Annotated in this window: 24 protein-coding genes and 1 pseudogene; 6 read left to right on the top strand and 19 right to left on the bottom strand. The window is 44.9% G+C overall.

All coding sequences use genetic code 11. The annotated features are described in order from the left end of the window. Positions 1-52: 52 nt before the first annotated feature. Positions 53-814, top strand: a complete 762-nt coding sequence (locus ACTTJF_RS00690) for a hypothetical protein (protein ID WP_442550306.1) — start codon at positions 53-55, stop codon at positions 812-814. A gap of 56 nt (positions 815-870) precedes the next feature. Here the strand turns inward: ACTTJF_RS00690 and ACTTJF_RS00685 are convergent, their stop codons facing one another. The 3 genes from ACTTJF_RS00685 to ACTTJF_RS00675 form a co-directional block, all read right to left on the bottom strand. Beyond that, entirely contained in the window at positions 871-1,992 is a 1,122-nt protein-coding gene (locus tag ACTTJF_RS00685) for a glutamate--tRNA ligase family protein (RefSeq protein WP_442550305.1), read from the bottom strand. 70 nt (positions 1,993-2,062) lie between these two features. After that, entirely contained in the window at positions 2,063-2,308 is a 246-nt protein-coding gene (locus ACTTJF_RS00680) for an RNA recognition motif domain-containing protein (protein ID WP_002948394.1), read from the bottom strand. A 374-nt stretch (positions 2,309-2,682) separates the two neighbouring features. After that, a complete protein-coding gene (locus tag ACTTJF_RS00675) occupies positions 2,683-3,231 on the bottom strand; it encodes a DJ-1 family glyoxalase III (RefSeq protein WP_442550304.1) in 549 nt (182 codons plus the stop codon). Between the two features lie 88 nt (positions 3,232-3,319). Here ACTTJF_RS00675 and ACTTJF_RS00670 point away from each other — a divergent pair, with 88 nt between their 5' ends. Further along, entirely contained in the window at positions 3,320-3,571 is a 252-nt protein-coding gene (locus ACTTJF_RS00670) for a SelT/SelW/SelH family (seleno)protein (protein WP_277418917.1), read from the top strand. A 15-nt stretch (positions 3,572-3,586) separates the two neighbouring features. Here the strand turns inward: ACTTJF_RS00670 and ACTTJF_RS00665 are convergent, their stop codons facing one another. From ACTTJF_RS00665 to pheS, 11 genes are all read right to left on the bottom strand, one after another. After that, on the bottom strand, positions 3,587-3,778 hold the full coding sequence (locus tag ACTTJF_RS00665; RefSeq protein WP_442550303.1) for a hypothetical protein: 192 nt from the start codon (positions 3,776-3,778) through the stop codon (positions 3,587-3,589). Positions 3,779-3,810: 32 nt separating this feature from the next. Next, on the bottom strand, positions 3,811-4,212 hold the full coding sequence (locus ACTTJF_RS00660; protein ID WP_442550302.1) for a DUF4304 domain-containing protein: 402 nt from the start codon (positions 4,210-4,212) through the stop codon (positions 3,811-3,813). Positions 4,213-4,230: 18 nt separating this feature from the next. Next, positions 4,231-4,797, bottom strand: a complete 567-nt coding sequence (gene efp, locus ACTTJF_RS00655; protein WP_002948377.1) for an elongation factor P — start codon at positions 4,795-4,797, stop codon at positions 4,231-4,233. A gap of 110 nt (positions 4,798-4,907) precedes the next feature. Continuing rightward, positions 4,908-5,129 carry a hypothetical protein gene (locus ACTTJF_RS00650; protein ID WP_442550301.1) on the bottom strand — a complete coding sequence of 74 codons (222 nt, stop codon included), beginning with the start codon at positions 5,127-5,129 and terminating at the stop codon, positions 4,908-4,910. Between the two features lie 43 nt (positions 5,130-5,172). Continuing rightward, positions 5,173-6,750, bottom strand: a complete 1,578-nt coding sequence (serA, locus tag ACTTJF_RS00645) for a phosphoglycerate dehydrogenase (RefSeq protein ID WP_442550300.1) — start codon at positions 6,748-6,750, stop codon at positions 5,173-5,175. After that, complete coding sequence (locus ACTTJF_RS00640; RefSeq protein ID WP_442550299.1) at positions 6,747-7,232, bottom strand: hypothetical protein; 486 nt, start codon at positions 7,230-7,232, stop codon at positions 6,747-6,749. The genes serA and ACTTJF_RS00640 overlap by 4 nt, the downstream gene beginning before the upstream one ends. Positions 7,233-7,236: 4 nt before the next feature. Then, on the bottom strand, positions 7,237-8,907 hold the full coding sequence (locus tag ACTTJF_RS00635) for a 30S ribosomal protein S1 (protein ID WP_442550298.1): 1,671 nt from the start codon (positions 8,905-8,907) through the stop codon (positions 7,237-7,239). Positions 8,908-9,042: 135 nt separating this feature from the next. Beyond that, on the bottom strand, positions 9,043-9,873 hold the full coding sequence (locus ACTTJF_RS00630) for a 4-hydroxy-3-methylbut-2-enyl diphosphate reductase (RefSeq protein ID WP_442550297.1): 831 nt from the start codon (positions 9,871-9,873) through the stop codon (positions 9,043-9,045). After that, positions 9,863-11,137 (bottom strand): 3-phosphoshikimate 1-carboxyvinyltransferase, encoded by a 1,275-nt coding sequence (aroA, locus tag ACTTJF_RS00625; RefSeq protein ID WP_442550296.1) that lies wholly within the window; start codon positions 11,135-11,137, stop codon positions 9,863-9,865. The genes ACTTJF_RS00630 and aroA overlap by 11 nt, the downstream gene beginning before the upstream one ends. After that, entirely contained in the window at positions 11,134-13,467 is a 2,334-nt protein-coding gene (gene pheT / locus ACTTJF_RS00620) for a phenylalanine--tRNA ligase subunit beta (protein WP_442550295.1), read from the bottom strand. Before pheT ends, aroA begins: the two co-directional genes overlap by 4 nt. Further along, the gene (gene pheS, locus ACTTJF_RS00615; protein WP_442550294.1) at positions 13,464-14,456 is read right to left on the bottom strand and encodes a phenylalanine--tRNA ligase subunit alpha; all 993 of its coding nucleotides are present in this window, start codon (positions 14,454-14,456) and stop codon (positions 13,464-13,466) included. The genes pheT and pheS overlap by 4 nt, the downstream gene beginning before the upstream one ends. Before the next feature lie 123 nt (positions 14,457-14,579). On the opposite strand from pheS, the gene ACTTJF_RS00610 reads away from it, so the two are divergent. Next, entirely contained in the window at positions 14,580-14,933 is a 354-nt protein-coding gene (locus ACTTJF_RS00610) for a histidine triad nucleotide-binding protein (RefSeq protein ID WP_009493554.1), read from the top strand. Between the two features lie 133 nt (positions 14,934-15,066). Here ACTTJF_RS00610 and argH read toward each other — a convergent pair whose 3' ends face one another. Beyond that, positions 15,067-16,440 (bottom strand): argininosuccinate lyase, encoded by a 1,374-nt coding sequence (gene argH / locus ACTTJF_RS00605; RefSeq protein WP_442550443.1) that lies wholly within the window; start codon positions 16,438-16,440, stop codon positions 15,067-15,069. A 95-nt stretch (positions 16,441-16,535) separates the two neighbouring features. Between argH and ACTTJF_RS00600 the strand changes: the two genes are divergently transcribed. Together ACTTJF_RS00600 and ACTTJF_RS00595 are read left to right on the top strand one after the other, a co-directional pair. Next, positions 16,536-17,153 (top strand): Type 1 glutamine amidotransferase-like domain-containing protein, encoded by a 618-nt coding sequence (locus ACTTJF_RS00600; RefSeq protein WP_442550293.1) that lies wholly within the window; start codon positions 16,536-16,538, stop codon positions 17,151-17,153. Positions 17,154-17,364: 211 nt separating this feature from the next. Beyond that, positions 17,365-17,919, top strand: a complete 555-nt coding sequence (locus ACTTJF_RS00595; RefSeq protein WP_442550292.1) for a hypothetical protein — start codon at positions 17,365-17,367, stop codon at positions 17,917-17,919. A 217-nt stretch (positions 17,920-18,136) separates the two neighbouring features. Here the strand turns inward: ACTTJF_RS00595 and ACTTJF_RS00590 are convergent. The 3 genes and pseudogenes from ACTTJF_RS00590 to ACTTJF_RS00580 form a co-directional block, all read right to left on the bottom strand. Beyond that, a pseudogene (locus ACTTJF_RS00590) lies at positions 18,137-18,272 on the bottom strand (NAD-dependent epimerase/dehydratase family protein); the annotation flags it as partial. 102 nt (positions 18,273-18,374) lie between these two features. Next, positions 18,375-18,812, bottom strand: a complete 438-nt coding sequence (locus ACTTJF_RS00585; protein WP_442550291.1) for a hypothetical protein — start codon at positions 18,810-18,812, stop codon at positions 18,375-18,377. Positions 18,813-19,001: 189 nt separating this feature from the next. Continuing rightward, positions 19,002-19,220 (bottom strand): hypothetical protein, encoded by a 219-nt coding sequence (locus tag ACTTJF_RS00580; protein WP_442550290.1) that lies wholly within the window; start codon positions 19,218-19,220, stop codon positions 19,002-19,004. Positions 19,221-19,330: 110 nt separating this feature from the next. Between ACTTJF_RS00580 and ACTTJF_RS00575 the strand changes: the two genes are divergently transcribed. Further along, positions 19,331-19,609 carry a helix-turn-helix transcriptional regulator gene (locus ACTTJF_RS00575; protein ID WP_442550442.1) on the top strand — a complete coding sequence of 93 codons (279 nt, stop codon included), beginning with the start codon at positions 19,331-19,333 and terminating at the stop codon, positions 19,607-19,609. Positions 19,610-19,818: 209 nt separating this feature from the next. Here the strand turns inward: ACTTJF_RS00575 and ACTTJF_RS00570 are convergent, their stop codons facing one another. Beyond that, complete coding sequence (locus ACTTJF_RS00570) at positions 19,819-21,222, bottom strand: CAP domain-containing protein (RefSeq protein WP_442550289.1); 1,404 nt, start codon at positions 21,220-21,222, stop codon at positions 19,819-19,821. Positions 21,223-21,227: the final 5 nt, after the last annotated feature.

Here is a 21,227-nt window from a genome sequence, read left to right as displayed (position 1 = left end):
ACGTAAATTTTGCTAAAATTCGGGTAAATTTAGCAGGTAGCGGGAGTAAAATTTGAATACGGCAGACAAAAAAGACTCAAATTTCACGAATTTAGGCTCGGATAAATTTGAGAGGGATTACGATAAAGAGCCGATAGTTATCAAAAACTACGAGAGGTTTTTTGTTGCAAATTTACTTCCGTTTTGTATTTTCGCAACGGTCGTTATAATGCTCGGACTTGATTATTTTTGGCCTGAATTTGACAAAACGCCTCGTCAGATTTTAGTAAATAACATTATTTTGGAATACTTTATCGTGCAAGGGCTGCTATATATCATCATCTCGTATTACGTTTGCGTGATAAAAAATAAATTTGAGGTGAAATTTACCTCAAATTTTATTTGCTTTTACAAAAATGATAAAATCGAAAGAAAATTAGCGTCCTGCGATCTAAATTTATCTAAGAGTTTTTGGCTGATGCCCTCTTCGCGCATTATAGAGATTATTTTTATACTCATGTGTATTTTGATTTTGTGCATAGGCCTTTGGTATTTTATTGTTATTCCTATTGCGCTTAATATTTTATTTAAGCTATTTTTTCATATCGTTTTTTCTGGCAGATTAAAGGGGCTTTCAATATTTTCAGCAATTGTGATTAACGGCTTGCCCCAAAGCGATCAACAGCTTCAATATTCTGGTTACTTGACTGGGCTAGTAGCAAACAAAAACTATCTTTTATACATAATCGATAAGAAAGCTTATATGGAAGTAAAGGAGTATTTTGAACAAAAAAGCAATATCGAAATGGATAAAATCAAAAAATATTATTTCTAGCGGACCATTTTTAAGCCGGATGCTCCATATCGTCAAATTTATCGTTTAAAATTCTATCAAACAAATTTCTCTTTAAACATCTCAAGCAAATTTGACAAAGCGTCGCATTTTGATGCGTCAAGGCCGAGCCTAAGGGCGGCAAATTTATAGTGGATTTTGGCACCGTCCGTTACGCTCACCGCAGGTGCGCGCGAGCTTTTGGATAGCTTTTTGCCCTCACGCGCTAGCAGGCCGTGATGGATGAAATTCGCGCTTTCAAACCCGTAGCCCAAAATTTGCGCCGCGTATTTTTGCGCAGCCGAGCACGCGAGCAGATCCTCGCCTCGCACTAGCAAATTTACGCCCAAAATCTCGTCATCCACGAGGCTAGCGAGATTATACGCGGGCGTGTCGTCCTTTTTCCAAACGACGAAATCGCCCAAAATTTGCGCCAAATTTACGCTTTGAGCTTGCGCGAATTTTTCCGTTTCAAAAGTCGTTTCGTCCGTCAAATTTAGGGCGCCCAAATTTGCCGAATTTAAATTTTCCGCGGCGTTAGGGCTAAATTTTTCACCGCCGGGTTTCGCTCCGCCCGAGTCGCCCAAATTTGCCGAATTTTTTAAACCGTTTGCCGTGCCGCCTTGCGTTGCTTGCTCATTACCGCAAAGCACGCCCGTCTGGTTTGCCGGACCGTCTGGTTTGCCACACAGAGCATCAAAATTTATCAAATTTTGCCCGACTAAAATTTCCGCCCCGTCAAGGACGCGTAGCCGCATGGCCGTTTCGTCTTTTTTAAATTTAAGATTTTTCTCCGCGCAAACCCGCGTGTAAATGCCGTTTTTAAACGAGCTTTTCATCGAGTGCGAACACTCGCAAGCATAGCAAACGCCTTTTTGCTCGAGCTTTTTTAGCGCATTTTGGTAGGCTCCAAGGCGAAATTTGGAGCTAAATTTGGTTTCAAATTCCCCCACTCCGCCGGGTCCGCCATCAAAATCAATGCCCAGCATATCAAGCACGCGAAAGATATTTTCCACATACTGCCTGCGGTAGCGCGGCAAGTCGTAGTCGTCGATCCTTAAGTACAAAATCCCGTCAAACGCACGAGTAAAAAGATAGGTTAGCAAGAAGTTATAGACGTTGCCCGCATGCAAAAAGCCGCTTGGCGTCGGAGCGATACGAGAAGTGATTTTTTGGTTCATTTTGAGAGAATTTTGCTTAAAAAGCTTAAATTTAAAAATTAGTTAAAAGCCGTCAGATTTGACGGCCGGATTATTCTTTAGGTTTAGATTCGTTTACTCTTAGAGCTCTGCCGCCTACTTCCTTGTTGTTTAGCGCTTCGATCGCTTTTAACGCGTCTGCGTCGTTTTCTATCTCGACGAATCCGAATCCTTTTGAGCGATTTGTATCGCGATCTTTGACGATTTTCGCGCGTTTTACTTCGCCAAACGGCGCAAATGTATCCTTAAGCTCTGCCTCAGTCATGCGATATGACAAGTTACCGACGTAAATATTCACAGTAACGTTTCCTTAAATCAAATTCCCGATAAAATCGGTTAATAGATGATACCTGAATTTAAATAAAAAAGCTAGATAAAAATTGATATTTTTATAATTTTTTGTAAATTTAAACCTCGGCTGGCTTTTTTGGAAATTTATTTTTATTCGAAGGTTTGGGGTTGCGTAAAATTTGAAGTAAATTTAAGTCAGGTTTGATGCAAAGCATCGGCCAATCGGCGCAAATAAATTTTATAATTAAGCTAAAAACGCGATTTTGTCGGCAAATTACAATCGCAAATTTGACACTTTCGTGTTTTACTCAAAAATTTAACCAGCCGCACCTTTATTTAAACAAAGGTGCGGTGTCTATCAAAATTTAAACCCGCAAATCGTTATTTGACAAATAAAAGTCCGTTTTTCACTTCGCTATAAACTTGCTCGCCGTTTAAAATTTTAACAAGCTCCAAAGCAAACTCCATTGCGGTGGCAGGGCCTTTTGAGGTGATGATATTTCCGCTTTGCACGACGTTTTTATCGCTCACGTACGTTCCGCCCTCTATGCTAGCCTCGCAGCTAGGATAGCAGGTATACTCGCCCCTCATGATCTCCGCCACTCCAAGAGCTATCGGCGCGGCGCAAATGGCGGCGACGAATTTGCCTTTTTTATCAAACTTTTTGATCGTCTCTCTCATTTTTAGGTTGCCCGAGAGATTCGTGACGCCGGTGTATCCGCCCGGCAAAACCAGCATATCGTAGTCACCCTCCTCAAGGTCGTAAAGCGTCATATCGCAGACGAATTTCACTCCGTGAGCGCCCGTTATAGGTAGCTTGTCAAGGCCTACTATATGGGCCTCCACACCGCCTCGTCTAAGCACGTCCACGATGCTAACGCCCTCTATCTCCTCAAACCCGTCGGCAAAAATCACGGCAACTTTTTTCATAATTTTCTCCTTAAATTTTCCATAATTATACTGCTATTTGCTAAATTTACGCTATAATCGGCGCACTTTAAATTCGAAAGGAAGGAAAATGGAAGTAAAGATTACGTATTGCAATTCTTGAAACTATAGACCGGTAGCTTCTCGTGTAGAAGATGAATTTTTAAGTCAAATCCCAGGCGCTAATATTAGCAAAATCGTCGGTAGCGGCGGAAACTTCATAGTTGAAGTAAACGGAAAAGTAGTATTTTCCAAAAAAGATCTCATCGGCACGGAAGTAAATGCCCTGCCAAACCACGAAGAGATCGTTGCTTTGGTCGATAGCGTTAAAAAATCAGCCTAAAGTCTAAGCCGAGGCTTAGGCCTTGGCTTTTATTTTTTCAAATTTTATCTCGTCTTTTTCATATTTTTTCAGCAAATCGTTTATACGCCTCTCAAAAATTTTCCATCTAGTTTCGTTTCCATGTTTTTCAAACAAACTTAACGCTTGGCGAGTCAAAAATTCTTGTTCACGCTTTATGAGTAAATATTCAAAAAGCTGGTCAATCACCGCTAGGCCGTTTCGCTCCAGCATCAAATCAATCAAATTTCGTTCGGTTTTACCGCGTCAAAAAATCTAAATACCGCTCTTAAATCGCTCGTTAAATTTTCGCAAAGCGCTGCCGCGTCGGTACTTTCGTTGATTTCATAGCAAGCTGTTTTGGAGTCTATGATAGATGAAATCCTATCTCTAAAATGACATTCGTATTCTTTGGGTTTTGAGATAAATTCTTTGCCAGTCGCGGCATCGATAAACGCGCCATGAATGCTGCAGTTTACGTAAAATCTAGTTTCAAATGCGGTATTGCCGCTACTTTTTTGAAAATTTACGACATAGATAAAATCTGGAGTATTTTTGTAGAAATTTAGCCCGTTTTTGGTAAAGCCGTTATCTTTAAACAGCGGCTTTACTTGGGCTATGAGCTCGTCAAATTTTGCTTTCATCAAATTTGACGACTGCGATTATTTATTTGCGCGCTCGATGTATTCGCCGCGGACGGTATCTACGCGGATAACCTCGCCCTCAAGCACGTGGAAAGGTATCTGCACGACTGCGCCGCTTTCAAGCGTAGCAGGCTTTTTGCCGCCCTGGGTGTCGCCTTTAAAATTCGGCGGAGTCTCAACGATCTTTAGCTCGACGACTTGCGGCACTTCTACGCCGATAGCCTTGCCGTTGTGAAACAAAATCTCAACCATCATGCCGTCTATCATCCATTTTTTGACATCGCCCACGTCCTCGTCGCTGATCGCCACTTGCTCGTAGGTCGCAGTGTCCATAAACTGGCAGAACTCGCCGTCGTCGTAAAGATACTGCATCTCTTTTTCTTCCAAATTCGGCTGATCGCATTTGTCGCCCGCGTGGAACGTCTTTTCAAGCACTTTGCCGTCGATGAAAGATTTGATTTTCGCGCGAACGAAAGCCGCGCCCTTGCCAGGTTTTACGTGCTGATACTCGACGACTTTATACGGAACGCCGTCTAGCTCGATCTTTAGTCCTTTTTTTAGGTCGCCCATAGAATAGGTTGCCATTTTCTCTCCTTGTAGTTTTAAAGGGTGATTATATCAAAAAAGCTTTTAGTTTAGTTTAAGAAGCGGCGAGGCGGCAAATTTGACCGCGCCCGCCGAAGTAAAACTCAAATTTAAGGCTTAAATTTGAACTCGCCTTTTTCCTTGCTTTGTTCAGACTGCGAGTGGATTTCTCTTTTCATCTGTTCGCTTACGCTAGGATCGTCTTTTTGTATCTTTTGAAATTTCTTTTTTTCGGTCAAAATTTTCTCGAAATTTTTAGTACTTTGCTTTTGCGCCTCGCTCTCGCAGCCCATCAGCAAAAGCAAAATCGGAATAAAAAGTAAAAATTTCATACTCAAACCCTCCTTAAATTTAAGCCCGAATTAGGGCTTAAATTTAGACAACTGCGTATTTTGCCCATACGCAAACGTCAAGATCGTTTAGCTTAGCCAGCGTCTCTTTGGTTATCTTTTCGTCGACCAACACGACCGCTAGCGCCATACCGTGATCGTCGCGTCCTAGGCGGAAGTCGGCGATATTGATCTTTTCCTCAGCGAGGATAGACGAAATTTTAGCGATAACGCCCGGAACGTCGTTGTTTTTAAAGATAATCATCTTGCCTTTAGGCTTAAAGTCGGTTTTAAAGCCGTTTATCGTCACGATGCGTTGTTGATTTTCGCCAAACACCGTTCCGCCGATCGTCACGACGTCGTTTTCGGTCGTGATACGAACGGTGATTTTGTTTTTGAAAATACTATTGCCGCCGACGCTGCTCTCCGTCGTTATACCCTTTTCGTCGCACAAAAATTTAGCGTTTACGTAGTTTATCGTATCGCCTAAACTCTCTTTTAAAGCGCCCACGATCGCAAAGGTAAGCATAGAGTTGGTGTACTCGCTGATAGGGCCGTGCGTCTCGATACGGATAGCTTTGATAGCTTTTTTGTTGATCTGCGCGGCAAGGAAGGCCATCTTGCTCGTAAGCTCGATATAAGGCTCCACAAAAGGCGGTAGGTCTTCCGTTTTTATCGGTAAATTTAGCGCACTAGGATAGCTGATGCCGCGAGCCGCCGAGATAGCCTGCTCGGCTGCGGCGATAGCGATATTGGCTTGAGACTCCAGCGTATTTGCGCCAAGATGCGGCGTAACGCTGACGTTATTTAGCTCAAGCAACGGATGATCCGTCGCCGGCTCCTTCTCAAACACATCGATACCAGCAAACGCTATCTTACCGCTTTTTAGGCCATTATACAGCGCCTCCTCGTTGTAAAGGCCACCGCGAGCGCAGTTTATTAGGCGCACGCCGTCCTTCATCTTTGCGATCTCCGCCTCGCCGATCATGTTTACGGTTTCTTTATTTTTAGGAGTGTGTATGGTGATGAAATCGCACGCAAGGATATCGTCGAAATTTCGCGTATAAACGCCGCCCATATCGGTTACTTTCGACGGATCGATATACGGATCGTAAGCAACGATTTGCATACCGAAAGCCGCAGCCCTAGTAGCTACGCGAGAGCCAATGTTGCCAAAGCCGATGACGCCTAGAGTCTTGTTAAAAAGCTCGACGCCGTACCATTTCTCGCGTTTCCAAATTCGGTCGATTTTTAGATCGTTGTGAGCGTACGGAAACGAGCGGGCGGCGGCTAGCATATGAGCCATCGTTAGCTCTACCGCGGCAATCGTGTTTGCCGTAGGGACGTTCATCGCGATAATTCCGCGTTTTGAGCAACCGTCGATATCCACGTTATCGACGCCAACGCCCGCACGCACGAGAGCTTTTAAATTTTTGGCCGCATTTAAAAACGCCTCGCCGACTTCGGTCGAGCTTCGCGTGATGGCTACGTCAGCCTCGCCTAAGATCTCCAAAAGCTTGTCTTTAGGCATACTTACCGCATCGATTACTTTTATATCCTCTTCGCGATTTAAAATTTCAAAGCCGACTTTATGTATTGCGTCGCACACTATTATCGTTTTCATAGCTTGATCTCCTTGAAGGTTGAGCGTATATCATACGCTTTAAGTTCGTTTATAACGCGGTTTAAAACGCCGTTATCTTGCGTGTTGATGTAAATTAAATTTTGTGAATTTTCTTTTACTACGCTAAAATCTACGGGTATGTTTTTTAATGTTTGAGTAAGGCAAAACATCGAATAGATATCGTTTTTATCAATCATTAGCTGATAGGCTGTTTTTATGACGGATTTTGAGTCGTCTTTAAATTCTACAAATATCTCGTTGCTTGCCAAAGCATATTTTCTAGGAGCTAAATTTGCCATTTCGCCGACCCAAGAAGCTGGACCGCCGGACAAATTTTGCTCCTCGTTATTTTGCGATATCTTTAGATCCGCAGGCGCGGGCGCTTTTAAATTTACATCCGCATACTTATACAGCAAAGCGCCGCATATACAGACGAAAATCAGTATAAAAGCCATCGCGCCCCAGAGCAGATATCGCTTCATTTATTTACGATAGCTGTTCTTTGATAATGTCGCCCAAAGTAACCTTATCGTCGCTATTTATCTCGTTTAACACCTCGCGCTCTTTTTGTCTTGCAAGACGTCTTACGCTTAGGCGGATTCTATTTTTCTTCTCGTCGATAAAGGCTATCGCAGCTTCAATATTATCGTTTATGTTTAGACTTTCAGCGCTTACGCTACCGAGGTCTTCTTTGCGGATGAGCGCATCTACGTTATCGCCGAGTTCTACAAATACGCCGAAATCTTTAATATCGCGAATTTTGCCCGTCACAATGTCGCCTACGTTAAATTTCTTTGCATAAGCTTGTACCGGGCTTTGTTTTAGATCTTTTTGGCTAAGCGAAATTTTTTGCTCGTTAGAGTCGATTTTTATGATTTTAACCTCAATCTCATCGCCTACTTTAAATAAATCTTTGCACTTGTTGTTTCTATCCCAAGAAGCATCTTCGTTATGAAGTAAACCCTCCACTCCGCCGATTCTAACAAATGCGCCAAAGTTCGTCACGCTAGTAACTACGCCTTTAGTAACGTCGCCTTCTTTAAATTTGGCCTTAAATTCGTCAAACGGTTTTTTGAGTAGATTTTTTAGGCTCACTCTTAAGCGGCGATCTTTCGCGTCTATCTCGATAACCTCGACGTCAAGCTCCTCGCCCTCACTGATGTGATCTTTTGGATTTTTGATATTTTTATCCCATGAAATTTCAGAGATGTGCAAAAAGCCCTCTATATCATTACCAAGATCGACAAATGCGCCGTAAGGCTCTATGTTACTGACCGTTACCTTTATAGTATCGCCCACTTCTAGACCGTCTTTTATCTCTTCCCAAGGATCAGGAGTTGCGGCCTTGATAGATAGAGACAGGTGCTTCTTCTCGTTATCGTATTTGATAACTTTCACTAAAACCTTATCGCCCTCTTTGTAGATAGAGCCAGGATTTACTGGTCCTTTATAGCTTATCTCGCTATAGTGTACGAGTCCGTCTACTCCGCCTACATCCACAAACATGCCGTAGGTAGTGATTTTCTTAACTACGCCCTCTATTACGTCCGTATTTTCAGCGACTGCGGATATTGCCTCTCTTTTTTTCTTTCTATCTTCGTCGAGTAGTTTTTTTCTCGATACGATGATGCTTTGCTCGTCTTTATCTATCTTTATGACTTTTACTTTAAACGACTTTCCTACTACCGCGTTTGCGTCCTTAAAACCGCCTTGCGAGCGAGGCAAGAAAAACTCGATACCCTCGCTATTTTGAGCAACAAAACCGCCTTTATTTTTACCGATTATTTTTACGTCAAATACGTCTTGATTTTCTTCGTTATATGAGTCTATGTAAGCTTTTACTTTTTCTTTTCTAAGCGCTTTTTTGTGAGAAACGATGGGTTTACCGCCTCTTGAGCCGGTTATTACGACTTTTATCGTGTCGCCAGCTTTAAATTTAAGCTCTCCGTTTTCGTCTTGGATCTCGGAAATATTTAAAATTCCCTCCGATTTTTTACCGACGTTTACAAAAACCTCGTCGCCTTTAATATCGACGATTATTCCGTCGCTATCTTCTTCAGTCTTTTTAAAAGACTCCTCTAACATCGCGGCAAAATCGTCGTCTTCGATACCGTCGTTTGCCTTACTAAGCTGAACTTTTTTGTTCACCGCAGCCATCTTGTTCCTTTTGTATATATTTTGCTTTTAACACAATTAGACCCAATTTTACTTAATATTAACTTATTTGTAGATTAACTTGCGAAATTTCAGGGCTAAATTTGAAATTTTGTTTAAAAAGGTAATGAGTATTTATTAAATTTGAAAGCTCTCCAGCTTATCAATCACTTTTTGGATAATCCAATCAGGCGTAGAGGCTCCAGCGCTCACTCCGCAGAGATTTTTCCCCTCAAACCATGCGCGCTCGAGTTCCAACTCATTTTCCACGAGATAGCTATCCTCGCAGGCGGTTTTTGAGATGAGATAAAGCTGCTTTGTATTTGAGCTGTTTTTGCCGCCGACTACAACCATCACGTCGGCTCTAACGGCTAAGTTTTTAACAGCTTCTTGGTTTTCAAAAGTAGCATTACAAATCGTATTAAAAACGCGTACCTCTTTTACGCGCAGCATCAAATAATTTACGATTTGCATAAATTTTTCTACCTTACGCGTAGTTTGACTGATGACGGCTACTTTTTGAGCTAGTTTTACGTTCTCTAGCTCGCTCTCTTCTAGCACGACGAAAACCTTACCGACGGCGTATGATTTTACACCCTTTATCTCGGGATGTTTTTCATCGCCGAATATCACGATATCGTAGCCCTCTTTGCTCATTTTCTCGCAAATTTGCTGCGGCTTGGTCACAAATGGGCACGTAGCATCAATCACCTTTATATCGCTTTTTTTTAGCTCGGCTAGGTCGCCTTTTGTGATGCCGTGCGTACGAATGATCGCTTTTTTTTCGCCGTCGATTTCGCTTATCCCCTCAAGCGTTTTAACATTAAAATTTTTATTTAGGCGATTTATCTCGTCATTGTTATGTATGATGGGTCCGATGGTTACGGCGTCCTTAGCGTTTTCGGCGATTTTTATGGCGCGCTTGACGCCAAAGCAAAAGCCGTAACTGCTAGCAAGCTCAATCTTCAACGCTGGCTCCAAGTTGTCTTAAAATCCCACTAAAATTTGGAAACGAAGTCGCGATAAATTCGCTCTTTTCTATAACCATCCCGCATTTTAGGCCAAGCACCGCAAAGCTCATCGCGATACGGTGATCGCCGTTACTGTCGATGATAGCGCAGTTTGCCTCGCCGCCTTTTACGCTAAAGCCGTCTTCAAATTCTTCGACCTCAAGCCCGCATTTTCGTAGTCCTTGCACCATGATCGCGATGCGGTCGCTCTCTTTTACGCGAAGCTCTTTTGCGTTTTTCACGCTACTAATGCCCTGCGCGTTTGCGAATGCTATGGCAAGTGCTGGCACCTCGTCGATTAGCCACGATATATTTTCATTCACGTCCACGGCCTTTAGCGGCGCGTGCTTTATCTCGATCTCGCCGATACTTTCGTATGCGCTTGAAGTCTCTTTAAACGTTACTTGCGCGCCCATTTTGGCTAAAATTTTAAAGGCCTCGACGCGCGTTTTATTTAGCAGCATATTTTTTAGCACGATGTGGGAATTTGGGATTATCGCTGCGGCTACGGCAAAGAAAAACGCCGAGCTAGGGTCGTTTGGAACGCAAATTTCAAGCGGTTTTAGCGGCGCGTTCATCGGCTCAACCTTGACGCCGTGAGGCAAAATTTGTAAATTTGCCCCCATGCCGGTTAGCATGCGCTCGGTGTGATCGCGACTAAGCTCAGGTTCGCTAAGCTCGCAGCCGCTTGACTTTAGTCCCGCCAAAATCAGCGCCGATTTTACCTGTGCGGAGGCGATTTTGCTATCAAATTTAAAATACTCCAGCTTCTTGCCTCGGATCGCCAAAGGCGCATGATCTCCGCCGTTTGCGCCGTCTATTTTAGCGCCAACGCTGATCAGCGGCTTGGCCACGCGCGCCATCGGACGACGATTTAAAAACTCGTCCCCGCTTAGCACGAAAAAACCATCGCTAGCGGCCAAAAAGCCCATAAAAAGCCTCATCGCCGTGCCCGAGTTTCCGCACTCTAAAACAACGCTAGGTTCTTTTAAATTTGCGCTCGGAGTTATGATTAGCTCGTCCTCTTTTTCCTCGATACGCGCGCCCAAATTTTTTACGATTTCCAGCGTATTTAGCGTATCCTCGGCCTTTAGATAGTTTTTCACGCGGCTTGGCTTATCGCTTAAAAGCGAAAATATCGCGCATCTATGCGAGATAGATTTATCGGCCGCGATGTTTTCCAGGCTCGCGCTTATCGGCGTTCTTAATGCGTAAACTTTCATCTTAGTCCGATATTTAAATTTTGCTTTAAAGCGTCCAAAATTTTATCCATTATCGCCGCTACTTCCTCGTCCTCGAGCGTTTTTTGTATGTCTTGGAAGTTAAATTTGACGCTCAGGCTTACGTCGTCTCCGAGCTTTTCGTCCGAGTATACATCAACCGGCGCAAATTCTTTTAGGCAGTCGATTTTTAGCGCGTTTATGCACTCTTTTATCGCTTCAAATTTCATGGATTTAGGCACGATTAGACTCAAATCTCTGCTGATAGCCGGAAATTTCGAGTATGGCTTGACGACTGCACCGTCAAATTTAAGCTTTTCAAACTCTATCTCGCAAAGATAGGTTCGCGGTAGGTCGCGCGCAGCCTCGACTCGTACGTCTACGCGGCCGATATAGCCCACGCAAACGCCGTTTTGATAGATTTTCGCTTGTTCAAATTCACTTAGATATTTTACTTCGTCACACGCTTTTAGCTCAAATTCGCCGATCGCGTTTCTAACGGCCGTTGCAAAGCCCAAGAAGTCGATATCGGCAGGTTTTGCGCTGTTTAGTAGACTAGGCTCCCTCGTTAGTCCGCTAGCTACGAAGCCAAATCTCTCGCTTTGCTCGCCATCCTCGCTAAATACGCTACCGAATTCAAAAATTTTGACCGATTTTCGCTGATTTTTTACGTTTCGCTCGGCTGACTTTAGCAGGTGATTTGCAAGCGTCGGTCTTAGCGTGTTTAGCTCGCTATTTATCGGGTTAGCTATCTCGGCTTTGCAAGGCGCAAAACCGAGTGCCGATAGCTCATTAGCATCATCAAATACATAATGCACGCTCTCGAAAAATCCAGCCGCAGCGGCTTTTTTACGCAAATTTAGCGCATTTTTATAGTCCGTAAAAGTATCGTTTATGCGGTTAGCTTCGCTGAAATTTAGCGGTTTTGAGACGATATTGTCGATACCGACCATTCGCACGATCTCTTCGCAGACGTCCTGCGCATTTACGATGTCGTGGCGAAATAGCGGAACTTTCACGTTCGCACCCTCTTTTTCGGCATTAAAAGTTAGGCTAAATCCAAGCTTTTTAAGTATCCTCACGACGTCGTTTTGCGCGACTTCTTGACCGATCATTTTTTGCATTTCGCTCATCGTAAAGCTCACGACCTTCGGCTCTCGCGTCATCACGCTTTGCTGAGAACCCGCATAAAGCGCGACCGATTTTAACGCGACTAGCTGCTTAAATAAAAAATCAGCGCCAAAGCCGACGTTTGGCTCGCTGCCTCTTAATGAGCGATAAGCCTGCGATTGGCGCGGCATTTGCTTGTCTTCGTAAACCGTAGTCGCGATAACTTGAGGATCGGTGTAGCTAGCCTCTACTATGATTAGTTTGCTGTTTTCGTCAAGCCTCGCCGCATCGGTCTGATATACGCCGCCAACGCCCAAAAGCTCGCCGCCGGCTAAAATTTCAGTCGCCAAATTTGCGCCCTTTTGCAGATCAAAAATAGCACGCTCGTCGTCCTTTTTGAGCTTGGCGTAATCATATGCGCTAAATAGCACGCCGGTTGAGTGCGTAGCATAGTCTAGTAGGCGCTCGATGCGGTTTTGTTTGTCAGACTCGATCAGTGCCAAGCGGATCTTCATCAGTAAATTTTCATCAAAATACTCTTTTATCTCAAAGGCTCGGTACTGAAAGCTACTTTGTAAATTTTCCTCGGCGTGGATAGCTAAAATGCGCCCGATCCCGAGTAAATTTTCGCCCTCTTCGTATCTGGCGGCATCTTTTAGCGGCAGATCAAGCGCAGCCGATAGATCCCTCGCTACGCCGTAAACGCTCAAGCAGTCGCCACGGTTTGGCGTTAGCTCGATCTCGATGATGTCGTCGTTTAGTAGCGGATATTCGCAAATTTCTTTGCCTAGTTTTAGCTCGCCGACACTTTCATCTAGCGGCATTATGCCGTCGTTTGTTTTTACGAGGCCTAGCTCGACGGATGAGCAGATCATGCCGTTTGACTCTACGCCGCGCAGTTTTGTCCTCTTTATCTCTAGACCGCTTGGCATAACGGCGCCTGATAGCGCCACCGGCACGAACTGTCCGGCCTCGACGTTTTTCGCGCCGCAGACGATTTGTAGCGTCTCGCCGCCCACGTCCACTTGACAAACGCTTAGTTTCTCGGCGTTTTCGTGTTTTATCTTACTTTTTACGTAGCCTACGACGATGTTTTTAGGTACCCTGATCTCTTTAAAGCTATCGACCTCAAGCCCGATCGAATTTAACGTCTTTAGCAGAGTTTCGCTCGTTACGTTTGAGATGTCTAGCCATTCGTTTAGCCAATTTCTTGAAATTATCATTTAAACTGCTCCAATAATCTTAAATCTCCCTCGAAAAGCGAGCGCAAATCAGGAATTTGATGAAGCAGCATCGCAAATCTCTCGACTCCGAGTCCAAATGCGTATCCGCTCACGTTTTTGTAGCCCACAGCCTTAAAGACGTTTGGATCGACCACGCCGCATCCTAGTACCTCGAGCCAGCCAGTTTGCTTGCATATGCGGCATCCGTCGCCGTGGCAGAAAATACAGCTGATATCGACCTCCGCGCTAGGCTCCGTAAACGGGAAAAAGCTAGGGCGAAAGCGCACTTTAACGTCGCCGAACATGTATTTTAAGAAATTTTCAAGCATTGATTTTAAATTTGCAAAGCTCACCGCGCCGCCCTCCTCGACCACGAGGCCTTCTACCTGATGAAACATCGGCGTGTGCGTTAGATCCATATCGCGGCGAAACACCGTTCCCGGAGCTATCATGCGAATCGGCGGCTTTTTGCTCATCATCGTGCGCACCTGCACGGGGCTAGTGTGCGTGCGAAGGAGTCTAAAGTCTTTAAAATAAAACGTATCCTGCATATCGCGTGCAGGGTGATATTTAGGCAAATTTAGCGCCTCGAAGTTATGAAAATCATCCTCTATCAGCGGCCCGGTATCGAGCGAAAAATTTTGCATCATAAAGTACTCGATGATCTTATCCATCGTGGCCATCACGGGATGCAGCGCGCCCGCGCCGCTTGGCTCGTTAAATAGCGTTATATCGATGGCCTCGGCCTTCATTTTGGCTTTTATCTCGCCGCTTTCAAGCTCGGTTTTTTTAGCCGCCAAAAGCGCTTCAAATTCGTCTCTTAGCTTGTTTAAATTTGCCGCAAATTCCTTCTTGGCCGCTTCGTCCATATCCTTAAGCTTAGCAAACTCCGACGTGATCGCGCCCTTTTTGCCCAGTAGCGCGACGCGAATCTTGTCCAAATCCGCCAAATTCCCGCATTTTGCGATACTTTCTTTATACTCTTGCAAGTTTTTACCTTTACTGAATTTTAGGATAGATTGTAGTCAAAATTTAATAAAATCTGCCTAAAAGGCGGGAAATTTTAACTTTTACTTGTTATAATTAAGCCAAATTTTAACCAGGAGAAAATCATGACGATATTCGAAAAAATCGTAGCGGGCGAGATACCTTGCAACAAAGTACTAGAAAACGACAAATTTCTAGCCTTTAACGACATAAATCCAAAGGCTCCGATTCATATTTTGATCATCCCGAAAAAGCACTTTGAAAATTTCCAGGAGATGGACGGGGCGCTGATGGGCGAGATGACGAAATTTATCCAAGAGGTCGCGGTGCTGATGGGCGTAGATAAGAGCGGATACCGATTAGTGACGAACTGCGGCGAAAACGGCGGCCAAGAGGTCATGCATCTGCACTTTCACCTACTAGCTGGCGCAAAACTGGGCTGGGTAGATACCGCAACCGATCCGCAAAGTACGTTTTAAATTTTAAATTTACGCTCGAAATTTGAGCGTAAATTTTGCTTAGCGAGCCGGCCGCAAGCACGGCAAGCTCGCTAAATCTCCAAATAGACCGCCGCTTTTGCTAAGTCGAGCGGTCAAATTTGACTCCTTAAATTTAGCCTTTCAGCCACCCGTTTAAAATTTCAATCTGCGCCGCAACGCTCTCGTTCGCCGTGCCTCCTTGCGACTTTCGCGCCTCCTTAGAAGCGTTTAGATCAAGAAATTTAACCGCATCGCCGCCCAAGCTCTCATCCACGCTTGCAAGCTGCTGCGCATTTAACTCGCTCAAATCCAGTCCCAAATTTTCCGCATACGCCACGGCCTTGCCCGTGATGAAGTGCGCCTGGCGAAACGGCACGTTTTTCTCCCGCACGAGATAATCCGCCAGATCGGTCGCCGTGAGGTGCCCGCGGCGCGTCATCGCTAGCATATTTTGCTCGTTAAATTTAGCCGTTTTTAGCATCTGTTTTAAAATTTCAAGGCTAGCAAGCGAGGTGGCGACGCTGTCAAAAACACCCTCCTTATCCTCCTGCATGTCTTTGTTGTAGGCTAGCGGCAAGCCCTTCATCACCGTTAGCAGCGCGACGAGATTGCCGTTTACGCGCCCCGTTTTGCCCCGTATTAGCTCGGCGACATCTGGGTTTTTCTTCTGCGGCATGATCGAGCTGCCCGTGCTGTACGCATCGCTGATCGTGACGAATCCGAACTCCTGCGAGCTCCACAAAATGAGCTCCTCGCACAGGCGCGACGCATGCGTCATCAGCACGCTTACGTTAAACAAAATCTCCAGCGCGAAATCGCGGTCGCTGACACTGTCCATCGCGTTTGGCGTTACTCCCGCAAAGCCAAGCTGCTGCGCGACCAGCTCGCGATTTATCGGATGCGGCGTGCCCGCAAGCGCGGCAGAGCCCAGCGGACAGAGGTTATTTCGCTCGCGCGAGCTGGCAAAGCGCTCGTAGTCGCGGCGAAACATAAACGCGTAAGCTAGCAAATGATAGGCAAGGCTCACGGGCTGGGCGTGCTGAAGGTGCGTGTAGCCGGGCATCAGCGTGTCCGCGTGCTCGCTAGCTATATCTCGTAGCGCGGCGACTAGCTCGCGAGTTTTTTCGGCTATAGCAGCGCCGCTTTTGAGCACGTAGAGGCGAAAATCAAGCGCGACCTGGTCGTTTCTGCTGCGCGCGGTGTGTAGCCTGCCGCCAAGATCGCTTCCGATGAGCTCGCTTAGGCGCTTTTCGACCGCCATGTGGATGTCCTCGTTGGCGGTTTTAAACTCAAATTTACCGCTTTTTATCTCTTCAAACACGGCGTCAAGCCCAGTGACGATCTTTTCGCTCTCCTCAGCCTTTAAAATCCCGCAAGCGCCGAGCATCCGAGCGTGCGCCTTACTGCCCGCGATATCCTCCTGCCAAAGCGCCCTATCAAAGCCGATCGAGGCGTTAAACTCCTCCAAAAGCGCCGAACTCGCCTCGCTAAAGCGCCCCTCCCACATTTTTTTCACGCTCGCTCCTTCGTTTAAATTTTCGGTGATTTTATAAAATTTAAGCTAAAATAGCGCAAAATTTCGGCCTTTTGAAAGGAAAAACGATGATAGAGATGTTTTTATGCTCCTATTTTGCGGGTGCGGCGACGCTTTTTGAGGACTATGCGAGACAAAATATCCGCGCTAAAGAGGTGCTTTTTATCCCGACCGCCGCAAACGTAGAGGAGTACCGAGACTACGTGGACGAGGCGAAAGAGGCGTTTGCCAAAATGGGCTTTACGCTTCAAATTTTAGACGTTTCCAAAGCGAGCGAGGCCGAAGCGAAGGCAAAGATCGGCGCGGCGCAGGTACTTTACGTAAGCGGCGGCAACACCTTTTATCTTTTGCGCGAGTTTAAAAAGAAAGGTCTTACAGACCTCATCGCTAGTCGCGTCCGAAGCGGCGAGCTCGTATACGTGGGCGAGTCGGCGGGCGCGATTATCGCCGCACCCAGCGTGGAGTACGCGAGCGTTATGGACGATGTGGGCGACTATGGGGCCGCGGCGAAAACGGGGCTTGATCTGGTGAAATTTTATCCCGTGCCGCACTACGGTGAAGAGCCCTTCGTGCAAAGCGCGGCTGAAATTTTAAAAGCTTACAGCGGCAAGCTAAATTTGACGCCGATAAATAACGCCGAAGCGATCGCGGTGCACGGTGATAAATTTGAAATTTTGGGGCGGTAAATTTAGACGCGCGGCGTTCCAAAAGCGCGTCTAAATTTAGAAAAACGGCGCTTTAAATTTTAAGCGCTAAAATCTGTGTCAAATTTTAAAATTTGAAAACGGCGACGTCTGAAAAACAAGCCGAAAATGCGATGGCAGGCTAAATTTAACCGCCGCAAGCGCTAAATTTAAAAGCAAAAGCGAGCAAATTTTATAAATTTAAGGAGCGTCTATGGAGTATTTCAAGCCGTTTTTCGTAAAGATCGCAGGCCGCGCCAGAGATGACGATCGCACGAGCACGCACGATCAGATCATCGCGCCGCTACTGAAAAACTCGCTCGCCGCCTACGTCTATAACGGCCGCAAAGATAGTATCGTGGGAGCCTTCGGTAGCGTGGAGCATCCGCTAAGCTTGAGCGACTTTAGTTTTCTCGTGCACGAGCGGGGTAAATTTCGCCTCGATCTCTCGCGCGAATGCATAAACGGCGCCGAGATTTTTTGGAACGCCTGCAGCTTTAGGCGCGGCTCGGTTATTATTTTGCTCGAGGGCGAGTTTGATCTAGCGCCTATTTTGCGCCGCTGCGCCGAGATAAGCATAGACGAAACGCCAAATATGGGCAACAGCCCCGCGGCGACCAAGCTTGCCAAGCGCGCGATGAGCGAGGGGCGGATCGCCGTGCTTTTTAGCGCATCAAATGGGATAGAGTGGATGGATATCTACGCCCCTGAGGCGGTGCGGGATAAAATTTTAAAACTTGCGGATGAGATAAATCCGAATTTAGACTAAATTTTAGTGCCAACCTTAACTTTGGCGAGAAATTTTAAATTTTTGGTCGGTAAATTTAAGAACGCGCCTAAATTTAGCAAACGGCGCTTTAAATTTTTATGCGTCAAAGCCTGCGTAAATTTTAAAATTTAAAAACGGCGGCGTTTAAGGCGAGCTGAAAACTACGGCTAGCGGCGCGAGCTAAATTTTACTATTCGCAAAATTCGCCGATTTTTTAGAGTGTATCAAGTGCCTTTGTCGCACCTTTCCAAGAGATTATCCGCGACCGCTATATCTTGTCTGCCTTATTTTAAAAGTGCTTTTAGCGCGTGAGAGCCGATGTAATCCGCTCCGCCTGTTATTAAAATTTTCATTACCCTGTCTTTAATGCAAAAAGATAGGCTGATAAATAATCCGACTTTAAACATATCTATGAAATATTTACTTAGTTCTTGGTTTTTAGTGTTTACAGAGTATCAAAATTCCAACACTTCTCGCGTAGATGAATAGCCTTCAAAATAACCTTTTCTTCTTAAATCATCACGCCATTCCACAAGCATCTTATTCGCCAATATTCCAGCCGTAGCAAAATCGTGTTTTTCATAATATTCACTTAGTATAAAGCAAGTCGTTAGTATTGTTAAGGTGGCGCGCTCCTCTAAGCTAATATTTGTATTCCGCAATATTTCAACGATTTCTAAAGTATATCTCGTCATTAAATCATAAATTTGAGAATTACTTAAACTTGTATGATATTTTACAAATCTTTTATACTCTAAGACTACTTCAGGGTCAAGATCAAGTCTTGGTTTACTGTTTTTTATCTTATATATTGTTATTGCAAATGCAATCACCAGTGAAAGCCCACTGGTTGCCTGAACCAAAACCAAAGCCGCTATCCAAATCCAAATCATATTCAATCTCCAACTATGATAATAAATTTAAAAGCAGTGCTATGCCTAAAATAAAAGTAGCATACTTTATGAAGGTGGCACTCGGAGAGTTTTTAACAAAATATGGGTCGCCCAGCCCTGCCAAATTTACTAACAAATAAAGAACTAGAAAAATAGTAAATAATATTCCTAAAAACATATTTTACTCTCTTATTTAAATATATCGGCAATGACAACAATCAAAGAAATTACTATTGCCCACTTTGATATAAACCTAAAAAATGCTGCATAACCATTTAATCTTAAGGTGGTGTCAAGACTTGGGAGACCATTTAAAAAGTCTTCTTCCATTCTCGCCATGGTTAGCTTGTATGTCTGGTTAGCATAAAGAAAAACTACAGAAAAAATAATAAGACAAAAAATAGCCACAATCAATCCTTTTTGCATTTTATTACTGCTATAGGCATAATCGCCATAGCAGATTGATAAAGAATTATATGAGAAATAAACTTATAGAAAACTTTTCTATAGGAATGGGCGTGTTAAATTTACCTGAGATAACGACAGAAGAGGAAAACGAGCGGTTTTTTGATACCGTAGCTTCAAATGTAAAAAGGATGCGGCAAGAGAAAAATCTAAGCCAACTCGAGACGGCTCTAAGTATAGGGCAGGCATCAGGCGGATTTTACGCAAATATGGAAAATAACGCACACGGCAAGCACTTTAATCTACTTCATCTTTTTAAGCTTTCAAAACTTTTTAACTGCGATATAAACGAATTTTTTAAGGAAATTTCTGAGCGAGACGGCGGCAAGTAAGAGCAAATTTGACGTGAAATTTAACTAAAATAGCGGGCAAATTCGGGCTTAAATTGTAAAAAGCGCTTTCGTATTTTAAAATCAAAAAAAGGCGTAAAATCAAAGCAGCATAACTCATCAGAAATAGCCCAAAAGCGCTTCGCTTAAATTTAGCTGATTTTTACCCACATTAAACACAATTACAGCACAATCCAAAAAGCGGCGTAAATTTACCGCCTCATCCTTCTGCCGATTAGCGCAAAAATTACGATCACGCCGGCGATCATCACTCCCGCCTTCACGTAAAACGCCCTCCTCTCGCGCACGGCTTCTGGCGAGCTGGTTTTGAGCCGTACCTTAACGCTCATGCCGCCCGCCGCGATACTTAGCGTATCGCCGGCCATGCCTTTTAGCTTCACGCTTAGCGTGTTCGTGCCGCTTTGCGCGACCGTAGGCGTCATAAAGCCCGAGGCCTTGTAAGAGTAGCGCGTCATGAGGTCGTTGCAGTCTTTGGGGCGGAAAAATATCTCGTAGGTCTTATCCGCATCCACGCCCAGCACGTCGCCGTCGCGCGCGTCGAAATATGGATTTTGCGGAGTTTTGGTTTTAAAGCTCCATTTTATCTGCTTTACCTGCGCGCCCGCGTTTTGGGTGCTTTGATTTCGCGCGCCTGCTTGCTCGTAGCTAAAAACCGCCTCGTACTGCGCGCCGAAGTCAAAAACCTCCCGCGAAAAAGCCGCGAACTGCTTGGACGAAAATTTAGAATTTATATCGTTGGCGCTCGTGATGACGTGCAAATTTTGGATCTTTCGCCCGTCTTTAAATATCTCAAAATCCTTAAATTTTACTTCGTTTGCGTTTGCGTTAAATTCGATACTAACGGGATTTGCCGTGATCTTGCACTCGGGGAAGGGATCCGGGATCTCGCCGCTAAAATATGGCGTCACGGCAGTAGCGTCGGGAAATTTGACGAAAGGCTTGCTAGAGCCGGTGAAATTATCGAATTTAGCGTCTTTTATTTTTAGATTTTTATCGGCGCAGACGTTTGTATAAAACCGCCCCGCACCCGTATCGCTCGCACCTCTAGCGCAAAAACCGTTAAGCCTCGAGTTGCCCATCTCAAAGACGAAGGCGTTAAATTTGTCCTTGGACGCGAGCGCGTAGCCGACCTCGTCGACGCTCAAATTTAAAAATGCAAATCGGTGATATATCGCCGAAAATAGCCCGTCCACCGCCTCTTTAAAGTCGCTTTTATAAGCGATGTTTTCAAGCACTAGAGTTGATTTGTAGCCCACGGCTAGAGCTCTGTCGGCCGGAGTCGCGCCGCTAAATTTAGCCCGTCCGGCCATCTCGTCGTGCCCCATGTATTCGTTTTGAGCGCTATAGTCGGCGTGATTTTTGGCGGCTTGGCTTAAAATTTGATTTTGTCTTAGGCTAGAGAGTCCGGAGCCTCGGCGATACTCGTTTAGATACGCGACCGCGTCGGAGTCCGGAACAAAAGAAAACTCGGGTTGCTTGGCGGACTTTAGCGCGGAGTCTTTACCCTGTCCGCCCAAGATATCGCAACCCGCAAGAAAAAAGGCGCAGGCTAAAAGGCTAAATTTAAGCCTGCGTTTTACAGAGTAAAATTTCAATCCCG

Origin of the sequence: Campylobacter sp. (assembly GCF_052170435.1) — a bacterium.
Taxonomy (GTDB): Bacteria; Campylobacterota; Campylobacteria; order Campylobacterales; family Campylobacteraceae; genus Campylobacter_A.
The sequence above is the reverse complement of the archived record's forward strand: the minus strand, read 5'-3'. Positions and strand labels throughout refer to the sequence as shown.

Bases quoted from the DNA above. Each gene is read 5' to 3' on its own strand.
- efp (WP_002948377.1), bottom strand. From the start codon at position 4,797: ATGGCAACCTATTCTATGGGCGACCTAAAAAAAGGACTAAAGATCGAG.
- pheT (WP_442550295.1), bottom strand. From the start codon at position 13,467: ATGATAATTTCAAGAAATTGGCTAAACGAATGGCTAGACATCTCAAAC.
- ACTTJF_RS00585 (WP_442550291.1), bottom strand. From the start codon at position 18,812: ATGATTTGGATTTGGATAGCGGCTTTGGTTTTGGTTCAGGCAACCAGT.
- serA (WP_442550300.1), bottom strand. From the start codon at position 6,750: ATGAAAACGATAATAGTGTGCGACGCAATACATAAAGTCGGCTTTGAA.
- ACTTJF_RS00685 (WP_442550305.1), bottom strand. From the start codon at position 1,992: ATGAACCAAAAAATCACTTCTCGTATCGCTCCGACGCCAAGCGGCTTT.
- ACTTJF_RS00600 (WP_442550293.1), top strand. From the start codon at position 16,536: ATGATAGAGATGTTTTTATGCTCCTATTTTGCGGGTGCGGCGACGCTT.
- ACTTJF_RS00610 (WP_009493554.1), top strand. From the start codon at position 14,580: ATGACGATATTCGAAAAAATCGTAGCGGGCGAGATACCTTGCAACAAA.
- ACTTJF_RS00595 (WP_442550292.1), top strand. From the start codon at position 17,365: ATGGAGTATTTCAAGCCGTTTTTCGTAAAGATCGCAGGCCGCGCCAGA.
- aroA (WP_442550296.1), bottom strand. From the start codon at position 11,137: ATGAAAGTTTACGCATTAAGAACGCCGATAAGCGCGAGCCTGGAAAAC.
- ACTTJF_RS00635 (WP_442550298.1), bottom strand. From the start codon at position 8,907: ATGGCTGCGGTGAACAAAAAAGTTCAGCTTAGTAAGGCAAACGACGGT.
- ACTTJF_RS00650 (WP_442550301.1), bottom strand. From the start codon at position 5,129: ATGAAATTTTTACTTTTTATTCCGATTTTGCTTTTGCTGATGGGCTGC.
- ACTTJF_RS00675 (WP_442550304.1), bottom strand. From the start codon at position 3,231: ATGAAAAAAGTTGCCGTGATTTTTGCCGACGGGTTTGAGGAGATAGAG.
- argH (WP_442550443.1), bottom strand. From the start codon at position 16,440: ATGTGGGAGGGGCGCTTTAGCGAGGCGAGTTCGGCGCTTTTGGAGGAG.
- ACTTJF_RS00660 (WP_442550302.1), bottom strand. From the start codon at position 4,212: ATGAAAGCAAAATTTGACGAGCTCATAGCCCAAGTAAAGCCGCTGTTT.
- ACTTJF_RS00640 (WP_442550299.1), bottom strand. From the start codon at position 7,232: ATGAAGCGATATCTGCTCTGGGGCGCGATGGCTTTTATACTGATTTTC.